This is a genomic window from Streptomyces sp. CB00316 (assembly GCF_001905595.1).
Classification (GTDB): Bacteria; Actinomycetota; Actinomycetes; order Streptomycetales; family Streptomycetaceae; genus Streptomyces.
Map to the genome: position 1 here is coordinate 469,927 of NZ_LIXI01000003.1, position 26,145 is coordinate 496,071.

Consider the following 26,145-nt stretch of genomic DNA (forward strand, 5'->3'; position numbering starts at 1 on the left):
GGCCGACCACCGTTGTCACGGCGAAGATCGCTGACTTCGCCGGGGAGGCGATGCCTCTCGCCCGTTGTGCGGGCCCGAATGCTCCGACGGGCCTTCGATGCGGAGCGGGGCCCTGGATGATGCGGGCGCGGGTTGTCACCCCCTTTTTTTTGCCCCTGCGCCGCGCATCACGGCGGTCGAGTGATCCCTCGGCGGGCCAGGACGTGAGGCCCTGCGCGCGGAGGCGCTGGGATCTTGCTGACCGCATGCGCGATGCCCGCAACAAGGCGGCTCCTGGGTCTGCCGGTGGCCGACCGCCGGGAAGGCTCGAACGCATCCGTGGAGGAATCTCGATCGGACTCTGTTCATGAGTCCCTCTCCTGGCTACGTTACCTCCAGTAACAGATGCGGGCCTGTGTCTGACGGCGCGCCGCCCACCCCTGCCTCTGGAGTTCACCATGACGCGTTCCCCCGCACGTCGTCCTCGCCGTCGGCACCCCTTCGGTGCGGCCGCCCTTGTCGCCGTCGGGCTGACCTTAGGCGTGCTGCCCGCCATCCCGGGCTCGGCCGGCGCGAGTGAGATCCCGAAGCAAGCACGGGAACAGACCCGGGCCACCTCATCGGACGGGCTCAAGGAGGTGTTCTTCGTCGGCAACAACTGGGAGGGCACCGCCGACGTCATCAACTCCCGCGGTGACTACGCCAAGATCGGCCGCATCGACATGATCCCCGACAAGAAGGAGCGCCTGTGGGAGATCTACCTCAACCCCGTCAAGCTCGCGTACTTCCTCGGCATCCGGATCGGCCCGGGTGAGGGTCACGACCAGTACGTCGACGACATGTACACCACGAAGGACGGCAAGTCCGTGATCGCCTCCCGGCCCAGTTTCGCCGATGTGGTCTCCATAGACGTGGAGAGCGGCAAGATCAACTGGCGTTTCCCGGTGTCCGGTTTCCGCTCCGACCACATGGCGGTCTCCCCCGACGGAACCCAGGTCGCCGTCTCCGCCTCCACCTCCAACACCGTGCACGTCCTGGACATGGCGACGGGCAAGGAGGCGGGCAGGTTCAAGGCGGGTGACAAGCCGCACGAGAACGTCTACACCGACGGCGGCAAGTACCTCTGGAACATGGCCATCGGCGAGGTCAACACCGACTTGGACGCGCCGTGGCAGGACTTCACCAAGGGCGACCGGCGCATCACCGTCGCCGACGCGACGACCTTCCAGGTCAAGAAGGTCATCGACATGCGCGAGCGGCTCGACGCCTTCGGCCGCAAGGACCTGTCCGACGCGCTGCGCCCCGTCGCCTTCACGCCCGACGAGTCGAAGATGTACTTCCAGGTCTCCTTCTTCAACGGCTTCGTCGAGTACGACGTGCACACGGACAAGATCACCCGGGTGAAGACGCTGCCGAAGAACCCGGACACCAGCGACGATCGCACCACCTACGTCAATGACTCCCGCCATCACGGCATGTCCATGAGTCCCCAGGGCGACAAGCTCTGCATCGCCGGCACCATGGACGACTACGTCACCGTCGTGAACCGCGAGTCCCTTCACGAGGGCCCGCTCGTCACCGCCTCCAAGCCGTACTGGGCCACCGTCAGCGGAGACGGCAAGCACTGCGTGGTGTCCGAGAGCGGCACCGACCAGGTGACGGCGATCGACTTCGCCACCGGCGAGAAGGTCACCTCCATCCCCGTCGGCGACCACCCGCAGCGAGTCCGCCTCGGCCACGTCCCCACAGGCTGGACGGGCCCCGCCACCGGCTGAGACGCTTCGGAACCCGAGCCTCGCGCCGCTTCGCCCCGAACGCGCCGCACCACATCCGACGGTACGGGTGGGAGCAGTTCCTCCGCCCCCAGCTCTGCTCGCGAGGCACGACGGACGGTGATCGCGCCTGCGGGCGGTCCTCTGCCAGGGCTGCCAGCGGAAAACCCTGGCAGCAGCTTCCGCGCGGAGACCGCCCCGTGCTCAGCCGTAGTAGGCCGCGCGCATCAGCTCCCGCATGTCGCCCAGCATCGGCACGCGGGGGTTGGCCGGTGCGCACTGGTCCTCGTAGGCGTTGATGGCCTGCTGCGGCAGCGCGTCCAGGAAGATTTGTTCGTCGACTCCCAGCGCCTTGAACGTCGGCTCGATGCCGACGGCGTCACGCAGGCGCTCGACGGCCGCGGCGAGGGACTCCACGCCCTCGGCCGGGGTCGTGGCAGGCAGCCCCAGGGCGCGGGCGATGTCCTGGAAGCGTTCGGGAGCGCGGTAGTCCTCGTACTTGGGCCAGCCGGTCAACTTCGTCGGGATGGTGCCGTTGTAGCGGATGACGTGGGGGAGCAGCACGGCGTTGGTGCGCCCGTGTGCGATGTGGAAGGTCGCGCCGAGAGTATGGGACATGGCGTGGACGATGCCGAGGAAGGCGTTTCCGAAGGCCATGCCGGCGATGGTGCCGGCGTTGTGCATCGTCTCCCGGGCTTCCAGTGCGCCCTCGCGGTCGGTGACCGCTGCCTCCAGGTGGTCGAAGACCAGGCGGATGGCGTGCAGCGCGAGGCCGTCGGTGAAGTCGTTGGCGTAGACGGACGCGTACGCCTCGACAGCGTGCGTGAGGGCGTCGAAGCCGTTGTCGGCTGCGAGGGCAGGGGGCAGGACCGTGGTGAGCAGGGGGTCGATGATGGCCACGCTGGGCGTGAGCGCGTAGTCGGCCAGGGGGTACTTCTTGCCGGTGGCGGGGTCGGAGATGACGGCGAAGGGGTGACCTCGGCGCCGGTGCCGGAGGTGGTGGGCACGCAGACCAGACGGGCCAGCTTGCCCAGGGCGGGGAAGCGGAAGGCGCGCTTGCGGATGTCGGAGAACTTCTGCCGCATGTCCGCGAAGTCGATGCCGGGCTGCTCGTACAGCAGCCACATGACCTTGGCGGCGTCCATGGGGGAACCGCCGCCGAGCGCGATGATCGTGTCGGGGCGGAAGTCCCGCATGAGGTCGGCGCCGTGCTGGACCGAGTCGATGCTGGGTTCGGGCTGGACGTTGTCGATGATCTGGAGGGTGACCGGTTCCCGGCGCTGTTGCAGGACGCGGCTGATCCGGTCGACGAAGCCGAGGCGGGTCATGGTGGCGTCGGTGACGATGGTGACGCGGTGGACGTCGGGCATGGAGGTGAGGTGGCGGATGGCCTGCGGTTCGAAGTAGATCTTCGGTGGGACCTTGAACCACTGGAGGTTGTTGCGGCGGGCGGAGACCCGCTTGACGTTCAGCAGTTGGGCGGCGGAGACGTTGTTGGAGACCGAGGTGCTGCCCCAGGAGCCGCAGCCCAGGGTGAGTGACGGCAGCAATCCGTTGTAGATGCCGCCGATCGCACCCTGGGAGGAGGGGGAGTTGACGATGATCCGTGCGGTCTTCATCCGCATGCCGTACGCCTCCGCCACAGCCGCGTCCTCGGTGTGGATGACGGCGCTGTGGCCCTGGCCGTGGAAGGCGACCATGTCGGCGGCAAGACCGAAGCCATGACGTTCGTCCTCGGCGCGCAGCACGGCGAGGACCGGGCAGAGCTCGCGGGTCAACGGCTCGTCGGGACCGACGCGTTCGGCCTCGACGAGGATGACCGAAGTTGTCTCCGGCACCGAGAACCCGGCCCGCTCGGCGATCCACGCGGGGCTCTGTCCGACGGCGGCGGCGTTGACCTTGGGCTCGCAGCCGGCCCCCGAACCGCCGGCGACGGGGAACAGGAAGGTCTCCAGCTTCGCCTTCTCCTGCGGGGTGGCCAGATAGGCGTGCAGGGTGCGGAACTCGGCGAGTGCCGCGTCGTAGATCGCCGTGTCCAGGATGACGGCCTGTTCGGAGGCGCAGATCATGCCGTTGTCAAAGGACTTGGACAGCACCAGGTCGTTGACGGCCCTGCGCAGCTTGGCGCTGCGGTGGACGTAGGCGGGGACGTTTCCGGCGCCGACGCCGAGTGCGGGCTTGCCGGCCGAGTAGGCGGCCTTGACCATGGCGTTGCCGCCGGTGGCGAGGATCAGGGAGACTCCGGGGTGCCGCATCAGCGTGTTGGTCGCCTCGACGGACGGGGCCTCGATCCACTGCACGCAGTGCTCCGGGGCACCGGCGGCGATGGCCGCGTCCCGCACGACGCGGGCCGCTTCGGCGCTGCACCGCTGGGCGGAGGGGTGGAACGCGAAGATCACCGGATTACGGGGTCTTCAGCGCCATCAGTGCCTTGAAAATCGTGGTCGAGGTCGGGTTGGTGACGGGGGTGACCGCGGCCACCACACCCACCGGTTCAGCGATCTCGACCATGTTCTCGACGTCGTCCCGGCCGATGACCCCGACGGTCTTCATGTGGGCCATGCTGTGCGTGACGTGCTCGCAGGCGAACATGTTCTTGGCCGCCTTGTCCTCGAAGACCCCGCGTCCCGTTTCCTCGACCGCCAGACGGGCCAACGCGGTGTGCTGGTCCAGGGCGGCGACCGACGCCTTCTTGACGATGTGGTCGACCTGTTCCTGGGTGAGGGCGTCGTAGTCGGCGAGTGCTTTGAGGCCGTCCGTGACCAGACGGTCCACGGCGACCGCGATGTCGGACGGGGCGCCGGTCCTGACGCGGTCCTCGGTCCGCGCGTCCTGTCGGGTCATGGTGATGTGCCTCCGTTGTCAGGGGCCGCCGTGGTGTGCGGCGGTGCCGGCCAGGAGCGGTGCGACGGTGAACCGTCCCGCTCTCCGCCCTCACTGTCCTTTGGTGCCGTCTGCCACGGGAGGACCCGGAGGGCCTTCGTCGGCGCCGTCCGGCCCGGCTCGGTAGGGACCGTCGGTCCGGGCCGCCCGAGCCGCCGGTCGAGGCTGCTCGCCGGGCGCTCATGAACTCCCGACGCGAGCGGGTCCGGCCGGTGCCGCACAGTCGTCGATGCGGAAGCCCAGACCGTTCACCACGCCGACCACACCTTCGAGGCGCCAGGCGGCGTAGACGATCTCCGGTACCCGGGAACGCAGTTCCACCCGGCCCTCGAGAGTGATGACACCGTCGCGAACGGAGACGACGACCGTGTCGGACGGCAGACCCTCCGCTCCGCCGACGATCTCCTCGGTCACCTCTCGGCGGATGTCCTCGTCCGCACGCAGGAAGACCCGGAGGAGGTCGCGGCGGGTGGCGATGCCGATCAGGCGGTCGGCCTCGTCCACCACGGGCAGCCGCTCGACACCGCGGCGCTCCATGAGCCGGGCGGCGTCCGGTACGGACTGCTCGGGGTGCACGGTGATGGCCGGGCTGGACATCACCTCCTGCGCGGTCACGGCCAGGGGCGGAGCGAAGCCTTCCCGATACGCCTGGGCGCCTACCAGGTCGCTTCCGGACAGCACACCGAGGACCTTGTCGTCGGCGTCGACCACCGGCAGGCCGCTGATCCGGTGGTGGTCGAGCAGTCGCACGACCTCCTTGAACGGTGTCGTCGGGCCGGCCTGCACGACGTCCCGTGTCATTACCTCACCGACAGTGCGAGGGGGCATGATGGATCCTCCTTCACGAGCATGGGCGAAGAGGGCCGGAGCCGATGGCCGACTCCGGTGCCCCGCCAGACCTGGCAGGCGCCGCGTGACGCCCACTTCTGCGAGCCGTTCCGCCACGGGGAACGCGCGATCGCCCGACAGGCGCCACCGTGGTGAGTCCGTTCGGTACCGTCCTGGAGCGCTCACATGGTGGCGGAGGTCTCACGGGCACCGAGGTGCCGGGCGACCCGGTGCTCCGCTGCCTGTAGCCGTGCCGCCACGCCTCAAGACTGCCGCGCTCCGCAGTCACGGACCAGGGGCGGCTGGTCCTGGTGGGGAGGGGCGACCCGGCCCTGGCCACAGGGCCGAGGAGCCCCGTGCCCGGCTGCTGTCTGCCCCGCTCGGTCCCCTCCGGGGCGGCCCGGTCGGCCCTCCCGGACGTGCCTGCGGCGCCCGGAACGGCGAGCCTGAGACGTAGTTCAGTCCGGTCGTGGGGGAGAAGTGCGCCGCGTCGGGTCCTCGCCTGGAGGTGGCACCGCCAAGGAGGCGCTCGGCGACGATCTCGCCGAGCGCCTGGAGCTGCACGGTGCCCACAACGACGAAGCGCCGAACTCAGCGCCAGGACCGGAGCCCGCTTCCGTGAGCACCAGGACGGCGGAAGAAGGAGCTCAGCGCGTGCCTGCCGTCGCCGTCAGCTTTTCGAGTTGTGCGGTGATCACTTCTTCCTGGGCGTCGCCCGCGTTCTTGTGCGCGACCAGGCTCTGCCAGCCGAAGACGGCCACATTCGAACCGCTGCGCACCACCCGGTACCAGTGCGCCGTTCCCGACAACTCCCGTCTGTAGGCGAAGGCATCGTCGGCCGGACCCGGATCGGGGTCGGGGAGGGCGGTGACGGTCGGGTCGAGGCCCATGTCGTCCTCGTAGCTGGTACAGATCTTCGCCGCGTCGCGAACGCGGGTGAGGAGCTCTTCGGCGTCGGCGGCCTTGCCGTAGGCGTACAGCGTGATGTCGGTGGCCTTCGTGTCCGTCTTCGGGCGGACGGACCGGGCCGCCGCCGCGGTCGGCGCGGGTTCGGGCGAGCGCAGCCGGATGTCCTCCATGGGCTGGCAGGCGGCCGGGTCGGCCGGCTTCCCCTTGGTGCCGAGGACGGTGCCCTGCTTGTAGACGGTGAAGGTGTATTCGGGCAGGTCCGCTTCGGCGACCGCCACGCTCTCGAGGCCGGCTGCGTCCAACTGGCCGCCACCCGTCTTCCCCGCCGACGTGCCCTTCGCCGGGTCCTCGGTCACGGCATCGCTTCCGCCGCCTCCGGCCCCGTCGTCGCCGCCTCCGCAGCCGGCCAGCAGGGCCACCGTCGCCAGCGTCACCACGACGACCGGAACCCGCCGCAGTCCGTGCACCTTCATTCCCGCTCCCTTGGTAGTGGCGCCCGGGCGCGTCGGCACCGGGGCGCATCTCGAAGCACGGTGACAGAGCGCGACAGCTTCGGCGTCAGCCAAAATACGTACAGCTGCTACGCGCCTCAGCCAGTCGGGGGCGGCCGCGCAACTCGGCGAGTGCCGCGACCGGCTCGCCCTGGCCCGGATCACGGCCCGTTCGGAGGCGCAGGCCAGGCCGATGGTGCACATGGCTGCCCCTGCCGGACGGAGGACGATCTGTCCCACGGTCCCTACCCGGCGCCGGTCTGGGCCGCCGGTCCTCATGCGGTTCAGCCGGCCGTGCGGGGCTCGCGCTGCCTGCTGGCGCGGGACTTCCCCTCACCGTCCGCGGACGAGGCATGGACGGCGGTAAGGGTGAAGGCCAGAGCCCCGGCGGACACGGTCGCGAGCAGGACAAGGCCGATCGCGTACGACTCGAACAGCCCGAACAGCGACCCCATCACCAGCGGTGGCAGGAACCCGCCCAGTCCGCCCGCGGCGCCGACCACTCCGGTCACCGAGCCGACCTGGTCGGCCGGGGTGCGCAGGGCCACCAGGGCGAAGGTCGCCCCGCTGCCGGCGCCGAGTGCGGCGGCCATGGCCAGGAAGGCGATGGTGCCCACGGGTGCCAGCGCGGGGGTGAACGCCTGCGCGACAGCACCGGCCACGACCGTGGCCAGCGAGCCTGCCAGCACGCGGACCGGGCCGATCCGGTCGGACAGCCAGCCCCCGAACGGGCGCATCGCCACCGCGAGGAGAACGAACCCGGCCATGCGGTTCGCCGCGTCGGCCTGGGCGAGGCCGTAGCCGGTCTTGAGGTACGTCGGCAGGTAGACGGAGAAGGCCACGTAGCCGCCGAACGCAACCGCGTACAGTGCGGAGGCCTGCCAGGTGATGGGCAGCCGGAGGGTGGCGGCCAGGCGGCGTGCGGCCGGCTCGGTCGGCACGGTCCGGCCGGGCGCGTCACGGAGCAGGAGAGCGGCGGCGGCGGCGTACACCGCGAGAACCGCCGCGGTGATCAGGAACGGCGTGGACATGCTGCCGGCGTCGACCAGCTTCACCGTGGTCAGGGCGCTGATGGCGGTGCCGCCCATGCCCGCGCCGAAAACTCCGATGGCGAGACCGCGCCGCTCGGGCGGGAACCAGGCGTTGACGAGCGGAACGCCGACAGCGAAGGCGGTGCCGCCGATACCGAGGAAGAACCCGCCGACGAGCAGGGCGCCGAGTGAGGAGTGCCCGGCCAGGCCGAGGTGGAGCACCGGCACGATGGTGGCCGCCGACACGATCGGGAACATGACCTGTCCGCCGAACCGGTCGGTCAGTGCGCCGACCGGGATCCGGCCCAGAGAACCGACGACGACCGGCACCGCCACCAGCAGCGACTGCTCGAACGATGACAGGTCGAGGCCGTCCTTGAACCGAGGGCCGAGCGGGCTGAGCAGCGCCCAGGCCCAGAAGTTGACCGCGAAACCGGCGGTGGCCAGGGCCAGCATCAGCCAGGCCCGGCCGGGCATCGGAGCACCCGACGCCGTCCTGTCGCTGTCCGCCATCGAAACCTCGACCATGCTGTCCGCTTCTTCCCATCTGTGTGATTCCGCGACATGGATGATCCGCAGGTCTTCCGCCTGCGGATCGGCGACTGCTCGGCCACTGTCGCCCTCGGGGCGCCGGGGCGGCATGGGGCCAAGGGGCCCTGCCGCGAGGCTGACGGTCCTCCATCGAATCCGGCCGGCCCTCTTCGAAAGGGCGCCCCGGTTTGCTCACACGACTCGGTCGGAGCGGCGGATGCGGCCGTCTGCTGCCAGGACCCGCAGATAGGGCCGACCGGCCCTACCCGGCGTCACAGCGCGGCGCGGAGGATGGTGGGATGCTCGAGAACGACGCCATCCGCATACTCGACCGGCTGGAATGCCTTCGTCTGCTCGCCAAAGTGCCGCTCGGCCGGGTCGTGTACACCCGGCAGGCGCTGCCCGCGGTCCTCCCGGTCAACTTCGCCCTGGACGAGGACGACTCCGTTGTGCTGTACACCTCGGCGGCCTCCGACCTCGTGCACGCCATTGACGGTGCCGTGGTCGCTTTCGAGGCGGACGAGTTCAGCGCGGCGACCCGGTCGGGCTGGAGCGTGGTCGTCACCGGCCGGGCCGGCGTGGTGGCCGAGCCCGCCGAGCACGAACGGCTCTCGCAGTCCGGCCCGCATTCCTGGATGCCCGTACGCGACGGGGTCTTTGTGCGTATCGAGTCCGAGTTGGTCACGGGCCGCGAGATCACGGGCACACGCACCACCGGATGAGTGGGCGTTTCCGCATGCGTCCCCGGCCGGCAGTCCGACCGGACACGGTCAGGCGGATGGGGCGGTCCCCTCACCGGAAACCGCCGCCCCGGGCGTTGGGGACGATGCGGCATACGCGGCCGCGCGCGGGGTGCGACCGCCCTCGGGGCCCCGTCCCTGCGGTCGCTGTACGAGGCCGTCGAACGCCGTCACAGCAGCCGGATGCCGTTCACCGGCCGCCCCGTGCCTGAGGCGGGCCCGTCCCCGCCGGCCCCGGCCAGGTGCACGATGGCCAGCAGCTCGGGATCGTCCTCGGCGGGCAGCAGCCGGACGACGGGCACCCAGCCCAGGTGCGCCGCGGCCACCCGGAGATTGAAGACGGTCGCGCCCACAGAGAGGTGGCGGGCACGCAGGTCGGGAACGGTCATCGGAAGCCGCCGTCCGACGGCGGCACGGACTTCGACCGACCCGTTGTCCGCGTCCAGGCCGAACCGCCAGGGCTGCGTGTTGTGGATCGAGGGCGCGGCCACCGCCGCGGCCAGCAGGGTCCGGACCGCTGTGGCATCGATTTCCCAAGTCCGCATGGCGACTCTCCTTCACAAGCTCTCGCGTGTCACCCACCCCACCCTGCGGCACCCACGCCCCCGTGTCGTCCGTGCTCAGCCTTCGGTGTGGGCCAGCCACAGGTCGGGGCCGAAGACCTCGTAGCGGATGTGGCGCGCCGGGACCCCCGAGTCGAGCAGCTGTGCCCTGACGGCCCGCATGAAGGGCAGTGAGCCGCAGAGGTAGACATCAGTGCCGGCGGACAGCTTCAACCCCCTGAGGTCCATCAGACCGGAGTGGGCGCCGGGCTCGGCGGCGGCGTTCTGCTCGTACCAGAACTCTGCCCGGGCAGCGGGCAGGCGGCCCACCAGGCGGTGGGTGTCCGAGAGCAGGGCGTGGTCCGCCGGCGAACGATCGGCGTGCAGCACCGTGACCGGGCGGGTGGCTCCGGTCGCCGCGAGGTGTTCGAGCATGCCGACCATCGGGGTGCAGCCGATGCCGGCCGAGACCAGCAGCAGAGGGCTGTCGGCCTCGTCGAGGACCACATCGCCGAACGGAGCGGACAGGGTGAGCTCGTCACCGGCCCCGACGGTGCGGTGCAACTGGTTCGACACCTCGCCCTCGGGCGCGTCGGACAGGCTCGCCACCCGTTTGACGGTGACCCGGCGCAGCTGGTCGCCGGGGGCGCCCGACAGGCTGTACTGGCGCACCTGGTGTATGCCGTCGGGCATCCGCACCCTGACGCTGACGTACTGCCCGGCGCGGGCGGGCGGCACGGGATCCTCGTCGGCCGGGCGCAGCAGGAAGGACACCACGTCGGGGGTCTCCTCACGCCGTTCCACCACCGTCCACTTCCGCCACGGGTGACGGGGGTCGACCCGCGCCTGCTGATAGAGGCGGGCCTCCTGGGCGATCAGGGCGCCGGCCATGAGCCAGTACACCTCGTCCCAGGCGGCGGCCACCTGCGGCGTGACCGCTTCGCCGAGCACCTCCGCGATGGCACGGAAGAGGTACTTGTGGACGATCGTGTACTGGTCCTCGGTCACACCGAGCGCTGCATGCTTGTGGGCGATCCGGGAAAGCAGTGCGTCCGGCCTGGTCTCGGGATCGGCGAGCAGCGCCTGCGCGAAGGCGGCGATGGAACCGGCAAGAGCACGGCGCTGACCACCGGTGGCCTGGTTGCCGCGGTTGAACAGCCCGTCCAGCAGGTCGGGCTGCTCGGCGAACATGGTGCCGTAGAACCGAGCCGTGATCTCATCCAGAGCTCCGCCGACGGCAGGCAGGGTTGCGCGGACGACGGCGGCCGAATCAGGCGAAAGCATGGGTCTCCTCGACAATGCGGTGTGCAGGGGAACTGTGCTCACCATCCTGGCGGTCCGGGTACCGGGCCAGATGGGCCGATCGGCCTTCTCCGCGGGGCCGACCGGCTCGGGTGCACCCCGCCAGCCGGCAACGGACCCGCCGGCCGGGTCGCGCGAGCGCGGAGGCCCTACCGCCCCTCGTCCGGAACGGGCCGTGCGTGCGCGCCCGGTTCGCCGTGGCGGACGCCGGCGCCTGATGCGCGGGAGACTCCCCACGTCGGCGAGGCCCGCTCACGAGACGCGCAGCACATCCTTCACCGGGCGGCGGGGGGTGGCCGCCCAGAAACGCGTGTGGACCAGCAGCGCGATGGCCGCGCACCAGGCGCCGAGGAGCATCTGGTGCGTGTCCCGCACGACCGCCGACACGCCACGGGGCAGGCGGACGATGCCCGACTCCAGGCAGTGCAGGGTCAGATACCAGAACAGGGCGATGCTCACGACCCAGACCGCGGCGCAGTACGGGCACAGCTTGTCCAGCTCGTACAGCGACTGCCAGATCAGCCAGTGGACGGGCACCACCGCCACCACCGCCCCGGCGTCCAGTGCGAGCCAGAGCCGCCGGTGCAGGCGTGCTCCGGAGAGCACGGCCGTCCACGGTGAGCTGGAAGGAAGCGAGCCAGCCGACGGTCCCGGTCAGGAGCATGACCAGTCCCGTCCGGCGGCCGGCTCCGATCGGGCCGGCGCTTCGCGCGGCTCACCGGGAGCCGGAGGCCGACCGCTGCCGGCCCGGGGCCGCTGCCGGTGCGGCCCGCCTGCGGTAGACGAGATACGGCCGGACGAGGTAGCCGACCGGGGCGCTCCACACGTGCACCAGCCGGGTGAACGGCCAGGCGGCGAAGAGGAGAAAGGCGGTCAGGGCGTGCAGTTGGAACAGCAGGGGTGCCCCGATGATCGCCTCGGGCTGCGGCTGGAGGACGAACAGGCCGCGGAACCACACGGAGACGGTGGAGCGGTAGTCGTAGCCGGCGCCGAAGACGTTGTGGGCGGCGGTGGCGGTGATGCCGAGCAGGACGGTCGCCGACAGCAGGGGGAAGAGGAGCTTGTCGCTGCGGTCGGTGCCGAGGCGGACCGTGCGGTTCAGGAGCCGACGGGCGCACAGCATGCCGAGCCCGGCGACCATGGCGAGGCCCGCCACCGAGCCCGCCCAGACGGCGGTGGTGTGGTAGGTGTGCTCGGATATGCCGACGGCCTCGGTCCACGAGTCGGGGATGGCGAGTCCCACGACATGGCCGGCGATCACCATGAAGGCGCCGAGGTGGAACAGCGGGCTGCCCCAGCGTAGCCAGCGGTGTTCCAGGAGCTGGCTGGTATGGGTGGTCCAGCCGAACTGGTCCTGGCGGTAGCGCCAGACGTGCCCGACGACGAACACCGCGAGGCAGACGTAGGGGACGGCGACCCACAGCAGGAGGTCGGTGCCGCTCACCGCCTCTGCGGCCGACGGGGAGAGGGATGCGGCGTTCATCGGGTGCCTTCCATGCGGGTAGTGGTCGGATCGGCGGGCGGCACACGGGTCGGCGATGCGGCCATCGGCGGCACGAAGGTGCCCGGAGGGGCGAACGCCCCCTCCCCGTAAGTCCCGTAGGAATCGAGGCCGACTTCCTCGTCCGGCGGTCCCTCGGCGACGAGCTGGGCCACCGCCGCGCGGTCCGCGTCGGTGGGCGGCGGCAGCAGGGTGAGCAGCGCGGTCATGACGTGCCGGTACGGCGATTCGGCGTCGGCCAGCGCCCGGTGGATAAGCTCCAGCCCCCGCCGGTGCTGGCGCAGCGGTGCTTCGCCGCCGCCCGGGCCCATCAGAGCGGCGAACTCCAGCACGACCGGAAGGTGGTCGGGCAGTTCACCCCCTTCGATGTCCCAGCCGGTGGCGCGGTAGCGCTGGTTAGGGTGAGCAGGGTCATGCCGCGGCGGCGGGTGTCGCCGTGCAGGTAGTAGGTGAGGTAGAGGCTGCTCCTGCGGCGCAGGTCGAACGTCTCGACGTAGTGCCGCTCGAGGGCGTCCGTCTCCTGCCCCGTGAGCCAGGTGGTGAAGTGGGCCAGATGAGCGGCGGCGGGCGAGGGTGGCAGCGCCTCGATCGTGTCCGCCAACCCCGCGGCGGAGGCGGCGAGTTCCTCGTCCGGATACTGGAGCAGCAGAGAGCAGAGCCGTAGCAGCAGGGCACGCTCCTCCCTCTCTTCGGGCGTGAGCCGGGCCGGGCGGCGAACGGCCGCCCGGATGCGGGTGCGGACGAGGGCGGGAACGCTCGCGGGCAGCGGGCTCACGCGTGACCTCCGGTGGTCCTGCGGCGCAAGGTGGGGATGCCGAGCATCACCCGTCGGCCACCGGCCTCCGCGGGCTCGCCGGAGGACTCGACGGGGCAGCGTTCCTCCGCGGCGGTCAGCGCGGCGGCGTCTTCCCTGTGGGCTGCGGGGACGACGTAGCGGTCCTCGTACTTGGCTATGGCCAGCAGGCGGTGCAGGTCGGTGGCCTCCTGCGCGGTGAGGCCGACCGCCTTGAGCACGGCTTCGTCGCCGTCCTCGCCGAGGGTGCGCTCGCGCATGTAGGAGCGCAGGGCCGTGAGTTTCATCAGCACTCCGGCGACCACGTCGGCGTCCCCGGCGCTGAACAGCTCCGCCAGGTACTCCAGCGGGATGCGCAGCCGGGTGACGGCGGCGAAGACGTGGTCGGGGTCGTCCTGGTTTCCGCCCGCGGCGTCGACGGCGTCCAGGACGGGGGAGAGCGGCGGTACGTACCAGACCATGGGAAGGGTGCGGTATTCCGGGTGGAGCGGCAGCGCGACCCTGTACCGCGTGACGAGGTCGTACACCGGGGAGCGGCGGGCCGCGGCCAGCCAGTCCTCGGGGATCCCGGCTTCCCGTGCCGCCGCGATCACGTCGGGGTCGCGCGGGTCGAGGAAGACCCCGCGCTGGGCGTCGAGGAGGTCCTTCTCGTCGGGAGTGGCTGCGGCCTCGCCGACCCGGTCGGCGTCGTAGAGCAGCAGGCCGAGGTAGCGCAGCCGTCCGACGCAGGTCTCGGAGCAGACGGTGGGCTGGCCGGCCTCGATGCGCGGGAAGCAGAAGGTGCACTTCTCGGCCTTGCCGGTGACGTGGTTGACGTACACCTTCTTGTACGGGCACGCCGTCACGCACATCCGCCACCCGCGGCACTCGTCCTGGTCGACCAGGACGATGCCGTCCTCGACCCGCTTGTACATGGCCCCGGACGGACATGCCGACACACAGGCCGGGTTGAGGCAGTGTTCGCACAGACGCGGCAGGTGGAAGAGGAAGGTCTGCTCGAACTCGAACTTCACCTTCTCGGCCCACTCGCCGGTCAGGTTCGGGTCGCCACCGGCGTTCTCGGGAGCCCCGCCGAGGCCGTCCTCCCAGTTCGCGCCCCAGGTGATGGCGGTGGGCTCGCCGGTGAGGACGGAACGGGGGCGGGCTACGGGCATGTCCTTGCCCGCCGGGGCGTTGACGAGGTTGTCGTAGTCGTAGGTGACCGGCTCGTAGTAGTCCTCGATGGACGGCAGGTCGGGGTTGGAGAACAGCGAGAGGAGCTGCTTGACCCTCCCCCCGGAGCGCAGGACGAGACGCCCGCGCCTGTCCAGCATCCAGCCGCCCTTCCAGTGCTCCTGGTCCTCGTAGCGGCGCGGGTAACCGACACCGGGCTTGGTCTCGACGTTGTTGAACCAGGCGTACTCGACACCCGTGCGGTTGGTCCACGTCTGCTTGCAGGTGACCGAGCAGGTGTGGCAGCCGATGCACTTGTCGAGGTTCATCACCATCGCGATCTGTGCCATGACGCGCATGTCAGTACTCCACTTGCTGGCTGCGGCGGCGGATGACGGTGACCTCGTCGCGCTGGTTGCCGGTCGGGCCGTAGTAGTTGAAGGCGTAGGTGAACTGGGCGTAGCCGCCCGCGAGATGCGTGGGCTTGAGCAGGAGACGGGTGAGCGAGTTGTGGATGCCGCCCCGCACGCCGCTGACCTCGGTCTTCGGAACGTTCACGTTGCGGTCCTGGGCGTGGTGCATGTAGACGGTGCCCTCGGGCATGCGGTGGGTGACCACGGCGCGGGCGGCGACGACGCCGTTGCGGTTGTACGCCTCGATCCATTCGTTGTCCTTCACGCCGATCTTCTCGGCGTCGGCGGTGGACATCCAGATCGTCGGGCCGCCGCGGGACAGGTCGAGCATGTACTTGTTGTCCTGGTAGTTCGAGTGGATGGACCACTTGGAGTGCGGGGTCAGGTAGCGGACGGTGACCTCGGCGCGCCCGTCGTCGTGCAGGTGTTGGTCGCCGTAGTGCCGTGGTGAGTTCAACGGGGGCCGGTAGACGGGAAGTTGCTCGCCCAGCTCGGCTATCCAGTCGTGCTGGACGAAGAAGTGCTGGCGTCCGGTGAGCGTGTGCCACGGCTTCTTGTGCTCGGTGTTGATGACGAACGGCGAGTAGCGGCGTCCACCCGTCTCCGAGCCCGAGATGGCGCCGCTGAGCGGTGAGTACCTCGACTACGACGAGCTGTCGGCGGCGTACGACCGCGTCCTGGACTGGCTCGCGCGGACGTACGTCGACGCGCTCAACGTCATCCACTACATGCACGACAAGTACGCCTACGAGCGCATCGAGATGGCGCTGCACGACTACCCCGTCCACCGCTTCATGGCCTGCGGCATCGCCGGTCTGTCCGTCGCCGTGGACAGTCTGTCCGCCGTCAAGCACGCCCGTGTCAAGGTCTTCCGCGATCGGACGGGGCTGGCTGTGGACTTCCGGACCGAGGGGGAATTCCCGGTGTACGGAAACAACGACGACTGTGCCGACGGCATCGCCGTCGACCTGGTGGAGTCGTTCATGGCGAAGGTGCGCGAGCACCCCGCCTACCGCGACGCGGAGCACACCCAGTCCGTGCTGACCATCACCTCCAACGTCGTGTACGGCAAGCACACCGGCAACACCCCCGACGGCCGGCGCGCCGGACAGCCCTTCGCCCCCGGCGCCAACCCGATGAACGGCCGCGACAAGCACGGAGTGGCCGCCTCCGCCCTCTCGGTGGCCAAGCCGCCCTACGACGCCGCACGGGACGGCATCTCCCTGACCACCACGATCACCCCGGAAGGGCTGGGGCACGTCCCCGGGGAACGGGCCGGTCACCTGGTCGGCATCCTCGACGCCTACGTGTCCGCGGGCGGCTTCCACATGAACGTCAACGTGTTGAGCCGGGCCGTGCTGGAGGACGCCATGGAGCACCCGGAGAACTATCCCGAGCTGACCATCAGGGTCTCCGGCTACGCGGTGAACTTCGTCCGCCTGACCCGCGAGCAGCAGCTCGACGTGATCAGCCGCACCTTCCACGGAGCACTGTGAGCACCGTGACGACAGGCCGGATCCACTCCTGGGACCTGTCCACCGGCGTGGACGGTCCCGGGACCCGGTTCGTGCTCTTCGTGAGCGGCTGCCCGCTGCGCTGCCTGTACTGCGCCAATCCCGACACCTGGTACATGCGCGACGGACGGGAGGCCACCGTCGACGAGGTGATGGCTGAGATCGGCAAGTACCAGGGCTTCATCACCACGGCGGGGGGCGGGGTCACTGTCACCGGTGGTGAACCTCTGCTCCAGTCGGCCTTCACCGCGGCGGTCCTGCGCCGCTGCAAGCAGGCCGGTCTGCACACGGCCCTCGACACCTCGGGCCTCCTGGGCGTCCGGGCCTCGGACGAGCTCCTCGCCGACACCGATCTGGTACTCCTCGACATCAAGTCCTTCGACATCACCACCTACAGGAAGCTGACCGGCGGCGCACTCGCTCCCACCCTCAGCTTCGTGACCCGTCTGGAGAGCCTGGGCAAGCGCGTGTGGATCAGGTACGTCCTGGTGCCCGGCTGGACCGACGACGAGATCGCCGTCGGCGGACTCGCCGCGTTCCTCTCGGGCCTGGGCTGCGTGGAGCGGGTCGACGTCCTGCCGTTCCACAAGCTCGGCGCCGCCAAGTACGACGCACTGGGCATCCCCTTCCCTCTGCGTGACACGCCGATTCCCGACCCGGCGCTGGTGGACCGGGTACGGGGTCAGTTCCGCGAGCATGGGCTCGCGGCCCATTGACGCGGGCGAAAGTGGGGCCGACCGGCCCTGGTCCTGGGCGTCCGACAAGATGAGGATGCCAGCACAGGACGAGGCATAAGAGGAGCGGTCGATGGCGTACGGCGAGCAGGACGGCAGCACGGGCGGTCCGATCAGGGTGTTCCTGCTGGACGACCACGAGGTGGTACGGCGAGGGGTGCACGACCTCCTGGAGGACGAACCGGATATAACGGTCGTCGGAGAGGCGGCGACGGCGGAGCAGGCATTGGTGAGGGTTCCCGCTCTGCGACCCGACGTGGCCGTCCTCGACGTGCGTCTGCCCGACGGCGACGGGGTGACCGTCTGCCGTGAACTGCGCTCGACCATGCCGGACCTGGCCTGCCTGATGCTCACCTCCTTCGACGACGAGGAAGCACTCCTGGACTCGATCATGGCGGGAGCCGCCGGCTACGTCCTGAAGCAGATCCAGGGATCGGACCTGGTCACGGCCGTGCGGACGGTGGCCCGTGGCCAGTCGCTGCTGGACGCGAGCGCCACGGCCAAGCTCATGGCACGGCTGCGGGGCGGTCAGCCGGCCGAGGAGCCGGAGATGCTGCCGGGGCTGACCGACCGCGAGCGCGAGATCCTCGACCTGATCGGGGAAGGGCTGACCAACCGGCAGATCGGGCAGCGGCTGTACCTCGCGGAGAAGACGGTGAAGAACCACATCTCCCGCCTGCTCGCCAAGCTCGGCGTGGAGCGCCGCGTCCAGGCCGCGGTCATCGCCACCCAGGCTCGCGACCGTATGCGACCCGAAGGGCGCTGAAGGCGATGGCCCGGCCGGGGGGCCCGCACGGCTGCGACGGTCCCTCGTCCCGCTCCTGTTCGAGCCGTTACTGTGGTGGTGCACGGGACGGTTGCCGACAGGCGGTGTGGCGTTGGAGGAGTAGCGGGTGGAGAACGCCGAAGGAGCCGCCGAGGCACGGGTACGACTGCCGCAACTGCGACTGGACGAGTTGCTGGAGGAGCTGCAGGCCCGGCTGGACGCGGCGCGCGGGACCCGGGACCGGGTTCACAGCCTGCTGGAGGCCGTGCTGTCGGTCGGTCGCGAGCTGGACCTTGAGCAGGCGCTGCGCAGCATCGTGGAGGCCGCGGCGGCACTGGTCGACGCCGAGTACGCCGCGCTCGGGGTGATCGGCCCGGACGGTAAACGGCTGTCGGCTTTCCATACGGTGGGTGTGGACGAGGAACAGATCGCGAGGATCGGACCCTACCCGGAAGGCCACGGCATCCTGGGCGAGCTGATCCGCCACCCCGAGCCCTTGCGTCTGCCCAAGCTCTCCGAGCACCCGGCCTCCTACGGCTTCCCGGCCCACCACCCGCCGATGAACACCTTCCTCGGCGTCCCCATCCGGGTGCGTGACCATGTCTTCGGCAACCTGTACCTGACGGAGAAGCGCGGCGGGAAGCAGTTCGACGAGGACGACGAGTCGGTGCTCGCCACGCTGGCCGTGGCGGCCGGTGTGGCCATCGACAACGCCCGCCTCTACGAGGAGTCCCGGCTGCGTGAGCGCTGGCTGGAGGCGAACGCGGAGATCACCCACACGTTGATGTCCGGTGCCGACCAGGGCGGGGTGCTGCCGCTGATCGCGGAGCGGGCCAGGGAGATCACCGCTTCGGCGCTGAGCGTCGTGGCCTTGCCGGTGAGCGGGACGGACACACTCGCCGTGGAACTCGCGATAGGCCAGGACGCCGACGTATGGCGGGGAGTCGTCCTGCCGGTGGAAGGCACTCTCGTCGGGCAGGCGTTCGCTCGCCGGGCTCCTGTCAGCACCGCGGACGTTTCACGTGACTTCCCGATCTCGGTCGGCCCGCCGCGCTTCGACGGGCTGGGACCGGCCGTCGCCGTGCCGATCGGCTCGCGCGACGAGGCGCAGGGGGTGGTCCTGCTGGTCCGGCAGTCGGGCGGCCGGGAGTTCACCGGGAAGGAGACCGAGTCGCTCCAGGTCTTCGCCGCGCAGGCCGCCGTCGCGATGGAGCTGGCGGAACGCCGCCAGGACGCCGAGCAGATCACGCTGCTGGAGGACCGCGACCGGATCGCACGCGACCTGCACGACCTGGCCATCCAACGGCTCTTCGCCACCGGCATGACGCTGCAGAGTGCTGGGCGGCGCGTCCAGGACGACGTGGCTTCCGAGCGGATCCTGCGGGCGGTGGACGACCTCGACGAAACCATCAAGATCATCAGGTCGACGATCTTCGGCCTCCGCGCCCGCGACGACGACGCGGCGCCCGGCCTGCGCTCCCGCGCGGTACGCGCGATCGGTGAGGCAGCTCCCCTTCTGGGCTTCGCCCCCAGCGTCCGTATGGAGGGCCTGCTCGACACGCACGTGCCCGGTCGGACCGCCGACCACGTCATGGCCGTCCTCACCGAGTCCCTGACCAACATCGCCCGGCACGCCCACGCCGACCGCGCCGACGTGGTGCTGGACACCGACGGCAAGCAGGTCCGCCTGACGGTCACGGACAACGGCGTCGGCATCCCGGCCGGTGGCCGCCGCAGCGGCCTGGCCAACATGGCGGAACGCGCACGGACGCTCGGCGGCGACATGGTGCTGGAGAGCCCGGAAGGAAAGGGGGCGCGGCTCGTGTGGCATGCTCCCCTGGGGCAGTCCTCGGGCGCTGCGGAGGGCGCCCGGCCCGCCTCGTGACGCGCCGCTCAGCTGCTGAGCGGACCCTCGGCCCCTGTTCCGGGGGCCGCTGACGGGCGAGGCGGCGGCTTGCCCGGCCATCGGCTCACAGCGCGGAAGCCCCGGCGACGAGACGTGGGCCCGCTGCGCCGCCAGCGGTTCCCGGCGGCCAGGTCGACGTCCGTCCCATTGCGGCTCTCCCCTTCTCCTGTGGCACACGGCGACCGCCTCCGGCAGGGGCTGGATCGACGGTGGTTCGCCCACCGAGGGATTCCTCGCGCATGTCGCTGTCGGTCCGATGGAGTCGACGTTCCACGTGTGGGCGGGTGCGGCCTGGGCGTACTGGCTGTTCATGCTGGGTCTGCTCGGTGTCGGGTTGGCTCTGACGGCGGGGGTGGCGCTGCGTCCGGCGGCGCTCGCGGGAACGCTGATGATGGCGTTGATGTGGGTCGCGGAATGGCCGCCCGCGCAGCACCTGTCGGACGGGTCGGCGAGCATGTCGACGAACCCGTTCGCCGACTACCACCTGGTCTACGCCGTGATGCTGATCGCTCTGGCCGCTGTCTCGGCCGGTGACATGTTCGGTCTGGGGCGGCTGTGGGCCCGGCTCCCGGTCGTCCGTGACCACGGGTGGCTGCGCTGAACACGGCTGGTGGGGCGGGTCCGCCGACGGGCCCGTTTCACCAGCCCGTCGGCAGGGACCGTCGGCTCTCTTCCGGGACCAGCGGCCCCCTGCCCGTGGGGCCGCCGCAAGACACGCTGAGAACAGACCGAATGACACAGGAGGTGGGCAGCATGGCCCGCTCGATCACCGTAGGACTCGACGGCTCGCCCGAGAGTCGGGCAGCAGCTGAGTGGGCGGCCCGCGAAGCGGCGCTGCGGGAGCGGCCGGTACGGCTGCTGCACGTGTGGCAGCCGGTGCCGGGGCCCATGGCCGAGGCCCCGCCTCTCGGCACCGAGACACGTCAGCACTGGACCGAGCGGATTCCCCGGGAAGCCGCGCAGGGGCTGATACTGCGTCACCCCGGCGTGGAGGTGGCCACCGAGCAGCGGACTGCTCCTGCCGTGGCGTGAGAAGTACCCGGATGTGGAGGTGGCCGAAGTCACTCGGCTCGGCAGTACCGCCGGCCTCCTGATCGACGCCTCGCGTGACGCCTCCCTCGTCGTCGTGGGTCGGCGCGTGCGCCGCAGCCCCTTCGGCGCACGCATCGGTGCCGTCGCCCACGCGGTCATGCACCACGCCGTCGCGCCGGTCGCCGTCGTCGCTCACGACTGACGCGCGGACACGCCTGCTGCCACGACGGCCACCGGACTCCTGTCCGCGCCGGACGGGCATTGCCGTGACCGAAGGGGCCACCACCTTGCACGGCCGGCTGGAACGCGGGAGTGGGACCGATGTCGCCGTGGTCCTGACCCGCAAGACCGACGGAGTACGTCCGCCTCTTCCGACCTGGTCCGTGCCGTCGACGGCACGGTCGTCGCTTTCGAGGCCGACGAGGTCGACACCGCGGCGCACTCCGGCTGGAGCGTCGTCGTCACCGGTCTCGCCTCTGTGGTGACCGACCCCGACGAGCACGAACGCCTGGTCCGCACCGGTCCCCGCTCCTGGGTGCCCTGGCCCGAGGTCTTCGTCCGTATCGAGCCGGAACTGGTCACCGGCCGGGAACTCGTCGGCGGGCGCACCCTCTACGGAGTGAACCTGCCCTCGTGAGCCCTCGTGAGCCCTCGGGTGCGCCCGGACACCGGCCCCCACCTTCCGCCGACACGAGATCGTCCTGCCTACGCAGGAGCTTCGTGGCGGTGTCCCTCCGGTCGGCCCGACCAGCCTCTTCTGATCTCTGCCCGGAGCACCGGCGGTTCACGAGCCAGGTCCGTACGAGCCGTCCATGATCCAGACTGCCTGCCGGCGATCGGCGTTGCGCCGATCGCCCTTCCCGACCCTCCGAGCTCCGCGGATGGCTGTGGGCCGAAGGGCCCTCACCGGCAGTCCGGTAGTCCTCGCGCACGGGCCTCCCACGGGTACGGGTGGCACCTCGGTGCGGGCCCGTCGGCTCTGCCGGGGAGGGGCGGCGGGAGCCAGGATGAGGGAGACCGAGGAGGAGTTGCCATGAGTGGTCTCAGGACCAGCGAAGAAGTCGACGTCCAGGTGCGGAACCGAGGGCAGGTGCTGGACGAGGCGGAAGCCTACGCCCGGAGGAAGGTGCTCGTGGTGATCAGCCAGGTGAGCGAACCGGTCCTCTCGGCCCGCGTGAAGCTCACGCAGGCAGCCAATGCTTCGGCGGCCCGTCCGGCTACGGCTCAGGCCGTGGTGGACGTCAACGGCAGGCCGGTGCGGGCCCATGTCGCCGCGACCACCATGTTCGAGGCCGTCGATCTCCTGCAGGAACGCCTGACCGCGCGCATCGCCCGGGCACGGCGGTACAGGGCGCGCGGATCGCGCGGTGGCGGCCCGGACGACCGGACGTGGCGAGACGGCTCGTGTCATGAGCACCGCCCGCACCGCCAGCACCTTCCGGCCGAAGAGCGCCGCGTCATCCGGCACAAGTCGTTCAGCCTGACCCGGCAGACACCGCAGGACGCCGTGATCGACCTGGAGGCCATGGACCACGCCTTCTGGCTCTTCACCGACCTGGCCTCAGGACACGACAGCGTGGTCTATCGGGACGCTGTCGGCGGCCGGCACCGTATGGCGTCGCTCGGGACCACCGGCCGACAACGGGACTTCGAGGTCCGCTGAGCGTCAGCACGGTTCCCGTCCCCGCGAGCGATGTGGACGGGGCCGCCCAGCGACTGCGCCTGACCGGCCTGCCCTTCGTCTTCTTCCACGACACCGGCACCGGCCGGGGCAGCGTGCTCTACCACCGTTACGACGGCCACTACGGACTGATCACCCCGGCCCTGTAGGGGGACCATCTCACCGCCGTACCGCCCGTTCCGGCTCTCCCGGGATCGGACAGCTCGCGGTCGACGGCCCGCGCACCGCCGCCAGGCACCGCGTCCGGGCCGTTGCCCTGCCCTCGCCTTCGCTCTGCCGCCGCTCCTCGACCAGACGTACCCCTTGCTCGGAGGAAACCATGTCACGACGTACCGTCATCGCCGCTGTGGACGGCTCCGCCGAGTCGCTCGCCGCAGCGGCGTGGGCTGCCCGAGAGGCCCGCCTGCGCGGTCTGCCCCTGCACCTCCTCCATGCCCGGCAGGACCGTTCGCCGCTCTTCAGCCCCGCCCTGTCGGGGGGCATGGGCCCCACACCCGACGGAACCACCATGACCCGGCACGGGGCGGAGCGCGTCCTTGCTGAGACGGCCGATCGGATGGGGGAGGGGTACCCCGACCTCGACGTCAGCGTCCAGCAGGTGATCGGGCGCCCCGCGGAGGTGCTGCTCTCCGCGACGGAGCGGGCGGAGGTCCTGGTGATGGGATCGCGAGGGCTCGGTGCCCTCGGTGGTTTCCTGGCCGGATCGGTGTCCACGCCCGTCATCGCACGTGCTGAGCGTCCGGTTGTCGTCGTGCGGCCCGGCGAACGGGTCGAGGACGAGGCCGGTGGCAGCGCGGCCGGCAGGCAGTACCTCGACGTGGTGCTCGGCCTCGACCTCTCCCGGCCGTGTGACGAGTTGATCTCCTATGCCTTCGAAGCCGCCACCGCTCGCGCGGCCGGGCTGCGGGTCGTCCATGGCTGGACCGCCCCGGCCGTCTTCGACCACGACCCCGCAGCCGCCGACCCCGGCCACCGTGTCGCCAGGGGACTGCGCGAAGTGAGCGCGCTCACAGACGTACTGCGGCCGTGGCGCGGCACGTTCCCGCAGGTCGAGGTCACGGAACAGTGTGTCGTCGGCAGGGCCGCCCACCACCTCGTGGACGCCTCCGCGGACGCCTCACTGGTGGTGGTGGGGCGGCGTATACGCCGGGCACCGTTCGGCACGCACGTCGGGCCGGTCACGCACGCGGTGCTGCACCACGCCGCCTCCCCGGTGGCAGTGGTCCCCCACCTGTGAGCGCGGTCGGCGCGACGCGGACGGAGAGACCGCCGGAGCCGGCCGTCTCCGCTTCCCTGGCACACCGGCTCCCCGAAGCGGTCCTTCCGGCGTTCGCGCCGTCCACCGCGACCCGAGAGCGGTTCGAGGTCCCACCGGCCGGCACAACCAGGGCCGCTCAGGCCCACACCAGGGACGATCGGCCCCAGCGCCGTTCGCCGGACCCGTGTGAGGCTCACACCATCACACCATCACGTCCTCTGGGATCTCCCCTCCCAGCGGCAGCATCAGGAGGCAACATGTCCGGCACCATCACCGTAGGACTGGACGGGACCGACCACGCCTCCGCGGCGGCCGATTGGGCCGCGGAAGAGGCGGAGCGGCGGGGATCGGCCCTGCGCCTGGTGCACGCCTGGGTCTGGCGCCCCACCGACGTTGCGTACGTCGGAGACCGGGCGGCCGAGGAGCGCTGGGTGCGCAACATGCTCGACGAGGCCCGGTCCCGCGTGGCCAGGGAGCATCCGGCCCTGGACGTCACGACCGACCTGATCGTCGACGACCCGGTGCCCACCCTCCTGGCCGAAGCCGCACGCGCCGACATGCTGGTGCTGGGATCGCGCGGTTACGGCACCCTGACCGGCTACCTGCTCGGTTCCGTCTCGATGAAGGTGCTGCGCCAGGCGGCCGGGCCGGTCGTCATGGTCGGGAAGCCGCATTCCGCCACGCCCCGGCACGCTCAGGAAGTGGTGGTCGGCGTGGAACCCGGGCAGATCGGTGACGCGGTCATGGAGTTCGCCTTCTCAGCCGCGGCCGAACGCGGCGCGACCCTGCGTGCCGTGCACGCCTGGAGCGTCCCGACGACCCTCGCCTGGAGTCCGGGTTCGCTGTATCTGGTCGAAGAGGCGAACGGTCTGGAGCAGATCAACAGGGAGGTCCTGGCCGAGACCCTCAAGCCGTGGCGCGACAAGTACCCGCAGGTCGAGGTCGTCGAGCACTTCGAGATCGGCTCTGCCTCCGAGGTCCTGCTGTCCAACAGCGCCGGCGCCGGCCTCGTGGTCGTCGGGCGTCGCAGCCACGAGGCGGGCCTGCGACGCCTGGGTCCGGTCACCCACGCCGTTCTGCACCACGCCACAGCCCCCGTGGCGGTCGTGCCTCACGACTGTCCTCCCGGGTAGGACCGCCGCCCGCATCCCCTCGCCGTGCGGACGAAGGAGCGTGCGATGTCTCCTCTCCCGCGTCGGCCGGAGCGGCCCGGCCGGACCGCCGGCTCGCGCCCGGGCCGGGCGGTACCCGCCCGGTGCCGCTCGACCTGGCGCGGCTGTGGCCGTCCGCTTCCGGCCGTCCGGGCCCCTTATGACTGCGGCTGAGTGCCCCGGAGCGCCCGTCCACCCACACTGATAGGGCCGGTCGGCCCCTGCGGGGGACCAGCGGCCCCTGCCCCGAGAACCTGCCGAACGCGACGCTGGAACCAGAGCATCCCGACACCGAGGAGAACATCATGGCCCGCGCGATCACCGTAGGACTCGACGGATCGGCCGAGAGCGCAGCCGCCGCGGAATGGGCGGCGCGCGAGGCGACGCTGCGTGACCTGCCGGTACGGTTGATCCACGTGTGGATGCCGGTGCCGGAGCCGATGGCCCAGGCCCCGCTCCTGGGAGCGGAGACCCACCAGCACTGGACCGAGCGGGTGCCCCGCGAGGCCGCCGCGGGGCTGGGACTGCGCCACCCAGGGGTCGAGGTGAGCACCGAGCAGCTTACCGGGACGCCGGCCGAGGCCCTCGTGGAAGCCGCCCACGACGCGGAACTGCTGGTCCTGGGGTCCCGGGCGCTGAGCGGGCTCGGCGGATTCCTCGTGGGCTCCGTCGGACAGTCCGTGATCGCCCGGACCGAGGTGCCCGTGGTCCTGGTGCGCGCCGGGGAACAGGCCACCGACGAGCACGTCATGGACCCTGTCGGCATTCCGTCCGCCGCCACCGCGTTCCGGCCCGTCGTCCTCGGCCTGGGCAGTCCCGACGACACCGTCATCGCTTTTGCCTTCGAGGAGGCACGGCACCGGGAGACCGCCTTGTACGTGGTCCAGGCCTGGGACACGTGGCCCTACGCCGTCTACACCATCGGGCCGGGTTTCGAGCACCACGAGGGGTTCACCCGACAGCAGGCCGACGCACTCGCCGAGACCCTGCGTCCCTGGCGGCAGAAGTACCCGGACGTCGAGGTCGTCGAGATGTCCCGCCCGGGCAGCGCCGCCACTCACCTGATCGATGCCTCCCGTGACGCCTCCCTCGTCGTCGTGGGCCGGCGTGTACGCCGTAACCCCTTCGGCACCCACATCGGTGCCGTCACCCACGCGGTGCTCCACCACGCCACCGCGCCCGTCGCCGTCGTCGCACACGACTGACGCACATCCGGACACAGGAGAACGAGGACAT

At 70.8% G+C, this 26,145-nt stretch carries 19 protein-coding genes and 6 pseudogenes; 14 read left to right on the top strand and 11 right to left on the bottom strand.

The annotated features are described in order from the left end of the window. The first annotated feature begins 437 nt into the window (after positions 1-437). Complete coding sequence (locus AMK21_RS10105; RefSeq protein ID WP_107429892.1) at positions 438-1,754, top strand: YncE family protein; 1,317 nt, start codon at positions 438-440, stop codon at positions 1,752-1,754. A 201-nt stretch (positions 1,755-1,955) separates the two neighbouring features. On the opposite strand, the pseudogene adhE reads toward AMK21_RS10105, so the two are convergent. The 4 genes and pseudogenes from adhE to AMK21_RS10125 all read right to left on the bottom strand — a co-directional run bounded on the left by adhE (position 1,956) and on the right by AMK21_RS10125 (position 8,349). Further along, positions 1,956-4,595: pseudogene (adhE, locus tag AMK21_RS10110) on the bottom strand (bifunctional acetaldehyde-CoA/alcohol dehydrogenase). A gap of 219 nt (positions 4,596-4,814) precedes the next feature. Further along, positions 4,815-5,462 carry a CBS domain-containing protein gene (locus tag AMK21_RS10115; protein ID WP_073876378.1) on the bottom strand — a complete coding sequence of 216 codons (648 nt, stop codon included), beginning with the start codon at positions 5,460-5,462 and terminating at the stop codon, positions 4,815-4,817. A gap of 647 nt (positions 5,463-6,109) precedes the next feature. Next, positions 6,110-6,844 (bottom strand): hypothetical protein, encoded by a 735-nt coding sequence (locus AMK21_RS10120; protein ID WP_073876380.1) that lies wholly within the window; start codon positions 6,842-6,844, stop codon positions 6,110-6,112. Between the two features lie 302 nt (positions 6,845-7,146). Beyond that, on the bottom strand, positions 7,147-8,349 hold the full coding sequence (locus tag AMK21_RS10125; RefSeq protein ID WP_324613887.1) for an MFS transporter: 1,203 nt from the start codon (positions 8,347-8,349) through the stop codon (positions 7,147-7,149). A gap of 374 nt (positions 8,350-8,723) precedes the next feature. Between AMK21_RS10125 and AMK21_RS10130 the strand changes: the two genes are divergently transcribed. Further along, positions 8,724-9,146: a pyridoxamine 5'-phosphate oxidase family protein gene (locus tag AMK21_RS10130; protein WP_073876384.1), complete on the top strand. Its 423-nt coding sequence runs from the start codon at positions 8,724-8,726 to the stop codon at positions 9,144-9,146. A gap of 188 nt (positions 9,147-9,334) precedes the next feature. Here AMK21_RS10130 and AMK21_RS35350 read toward each other — a convergent pair whose 3' ends face one another. From AMK21_RS35350 to AMK21_RS10165, 7 genes and pseudogenes are all read right to left on the bottom strand, one after another. Then, complete coding sequence (locus tag AMK21_RS35350; protein WP_199863151.1) at positions 9,335-9,709, bottom strand: hypothetical protein; 375 nt, start codon at positions 9,707-9,709, stop codon at positions 9,335-9,337. 75 nt (positions 9,710-9,784) lie between these two features. Further along, positions 9,785-10,990: a globin domain-containing protein gene (locus AMK21_RS10140; RefSeq protein ID WP_073876388.1), complete on the bottom strand. Its 1,206-nt coding sequence runs from the start codon at positions 10,988-10,990 to the stop codon at positions 9,785-9,787. Positions 10,991-11,260: 270 nt separating this feature from the next. Next, positions 11,261-11,614: a vitamin K epoxide reductase family protein gene (locus AMK21_RS10145; protein WP_073876390.1), complete on the bottom strand. Its 354-nt coding sequence runs from the start codon at positions 11,612-11,614 to the stop codon at positions 11,261-11,263. A gap of 109 nt (positions 11,615-11,723) precedes the next feature. Further along, on the bottom strand, positions 11,724-12,491 hold the full coding sequence (narI, locus tag AMK21_RS10150) for a respiratory nitrate reductase subunit gamma (RefSeq protein ID WP_073876392.1): 768 nt from the start codon (positions 12,489-12,491) through the stop codon (positions 11,724-11,726). Continuing rightward, positions 12,488-13,284, bottom strand: a pseudogene (gene narJ / locus AMK21_RS10155) (nitrate reductase molybdenum cofactor assembly chaperone). Before narJ ends, narI begins: the two are co-directional and overlap by 4 nt. Continuing rightward, positions 13,281-14,813: a nitrate reductase subunit beta gene (narH, locus tag AMK21_RS10160; protein WP_073876394.1), complete on the bottom strand. Its 1,533-nt coding sequence runs from the start codon at positions 14,811-14,813 to the stop codon at positions 13,281-13,283. The pseudogene narJ and the gene narH overlap by 4 nt, the downstream one beginning before the upstream one ends. Before the next feature lies 1 nt (position 14,814). Then, positions 14,815-15,480, bottom strand: a pseudogene (locus AMK21_RS10165) (molybdopterin dinucleotide binding domain-containing protein); the annotation flags it as partial. Between AMK21_RS10165 and AMK21_RS10170 the strand changes: the two are divergent. The 12 genes and pseudogenes from AMK21_RS10170 to AMK21_RS10220 all read left to right on the top strand — a co-directional run. Then, positions 15,476-16,363 (top strand): annotated as a pseudogene (locus AMK21_RS10170) (pyruvate formate lyase family protein); the annotation flags it as partial. The pseudogenes AMK21_RS10165 and AMK21_RS10170 overlap by 5 nt on opposite strands. Then, positions 16,360-17,097, top strand: coding sequence for a pyruvate formate-lyase-activating protein (gene pflA / locus AMK21_RS10175; protein WP_073876396.1), 738 nt, complete (start codon positions 16,360-16,362; stop codon positions 17,095-17,097). The pseudogene AMK21_RS10170 and the gene pflA, both read left to right, overlap by 4 nt. 91 nt (positions 17,098-17,188) lie before the next feature. Beyond that, positions 17,189-17,881, top strand: coding sequence for a response regulator (locus AMK21_RS10180; RefSeq protein ID WP_073876397.1), 693 nt, complete (start codon positions 17,189-17,191; stop codon positions 17,879-17,881). 127 nt (positions 17,882-18,008) lie between these two features. Next, a complete protein-coding gene (locus AMK21_RS10185; protein ID WP_073876399.1) occupies positions 18,009-19,766 on the top strand; it encodes a GAF domain-containing protein in 1,758 nt (585 codons plus the stop codon). Positions 19,767-19,800: 34 nt separating this feature from the next. Then, a complete protein-coding gene (locus AMK21_RS10190; RefSeq protein ID WP_420712486.1) occupies positions 19,801-20,388 on the top strand; it encodes a hypothetical protein in 588 nt (195 codons plus the stop codon). A gap of 152 nt (positions 20,389-20,540) precedes the next feature. Next, positions 20,541-21,021, top strand: a pseudogene (locus AMK21_RS10195) (universal stress protein). 156 nt (positions 21,022-21,177) lie between these two features. Continuing rightward, positions 21,178-21,456: pseudogene (locus tag AMK21_RS10200) on the top strand (pyridoxamine 5'-phosphate oxidase family protein); the annotation flags it as partial. Positions 21,457-21,852: 396 nt separating this feature from the next. After that, positions 21,853-22,482: a sigma 54 modulation/S30EA ribosomal C-terminal domain-containing protein gene (locus tag AMK21_RS10205; protein ID WP_079181123.1), complete on the top strand. Its 630-nt coding sequence runs from the start codon at positions 21,853-21,855 to the stop codon at positions 22,480-22,482. Beyond that, entirely contained in the window at positions 22,479-22,649 is a 171-nt protein-coding gene (locus AMK21_RS33645) for a sigma 54 modulation/S30EA ribosomal C-terminal domain-containing protein (RefSeq protein WP_079181124.1), read from the top strand. Before AMK21_RS10205 ends, AMK21_RS33645 begins: the two co-directional genes overlap by 4 nt. Before the next feature lie 170 nt (positions 22,650-22,819). Then, entirely contained in the window at positions 22,820-23,737 is a 918-nt protein-coding gene (locus tag AMK21_RS10210) for a universal stress protein (RefSeq protein ID WP_073876401.1), read from the top strand. Positions 23,738-24,015: 278 nt separating this feature from the next. Then, the gene (locus AMK21_RS10215; protein ID WP_073876403.1) at positions 24,016-24,891 is read left to right on the top strand and encodes a universal stress protein; all 876 of its coding nucleotides are present in this window, start codon (positions 24,016-24,018) and stop codon (positions 24,889-24,891) included. A 323-nt stretch (positions 24,892-25,214) separates the two neighbouring features. Then, entirely contained in the window at positions 25,215-26,114 is a 900-nt protein-coding gene (locus AMK21_RS10220; protein WP_073876406.1) for a universal stress protein, read from the top strand. Positions 26,115-26,145 lie beyond the last annotated feature (31 nt).

Excerpts from the sequence above, each read along its gene's own strand:
- AMK21_RS10140 (WP_073876388.1), bottom strand. The coding sequence starts at position 10,990 with ATGCTTTCGCCTGATTCGGCCGCCGTCGTCCGCGCAACCCTGCCTGCC.
- AMK21_RS10180 (WP_073876397.1), top strand. The coding sequence starts at position 17,189 with ATGGCGTACGGCGAGCAGGACGGCAGCACGGGCGGTCCGATCAGGGTG.
- narI (WP_073876392.1), bottom strand. The coding sequence starts at position 12,491 with ATGAACGCCGCATCCCTCTCCCCGTCGGCCGCAGAGGCGGTGAGCGGC.
- AMK21_RS10115 (WP_073876378.1), bottom strand. The coding sequence starts at position 5,462 with ATGCCCCCTCGCACTGTCGGTGAGGTAATGACACGGGACGTCGTGCAG.
- AMK21_RS10210 (WP_073876401.1), top strand. The coding sequence starts at position 22,820 with ATGTCACGACGTACCGTCATCGCCGCTGTGGACGGCTCCGCCGAGTCG.
- AMK21_RS35350 (WP_199863151.1), bottom strand. The coding sequence starts at position 9,709 with ATGCGGACTTGGGAAATCGATGCCACAGCGGTCCGGACCCTGCTGGCC.
- AMK21_RS10125 (WP_324613887.1), bottom strand. The coding sequence starts at position 8,349 with ATGCTGGCCCTGGCCACCGCCGGTTTCGCGGTCAACTTCTGGGCCTGG.
- AMK21_RS10105 (WP_107429892.1), top strand. The coding sequence starts at position 438 with ATGACGCGTTCCCCCGCACGTCGTCCTCGCCGTCGGCACCCCTTCGGT.
- AMK21_RS10120 (WP_073876380.1), bottom strand. The coding sequence starts at position 6,844 with ATGAAGGTGCACGGACTGCGGCGGGTTCCGGTCGTCGTGGTGACGCTG.
- AMK21_RS10205 (WP_079181123.1), top strand. The coding sequence starts at position 21,853 with ATGAGTGGTCTCAGGACCAGCGAAGAAGTCGACGTCCAGGTGCGGAAC.
- AMK21_RS10130 (WP_073876384.1), top strand. The coding sequence starts at position 8,724 with ATGCTCGAGAACGACGCCATCCGCATACTCGACCGGCTGGAATGCCTT.
- narH (WP_073876394.1), bottom strand. The coding sequence starts at position 14,813 with ATGCGCGTCATGGCACAGATCGCGATGGTGATGAACCTCGACAAGTGC.
- AMK21_RS10215 (WP_073876403.1), top strand. The coding sequence starts at position 24,016 with ATGTCCGGCACCATCACCGTAGGACTGGACGGGACCGACCACGCCTCC.
- AMK21_RS10220 (WP_073876406.1), top strand. The coding sequence starts at position 25,215 with ATGGCCCGCGCGATCACCGTAGGACTCGACGGATCGGCCGAGAGCGCA.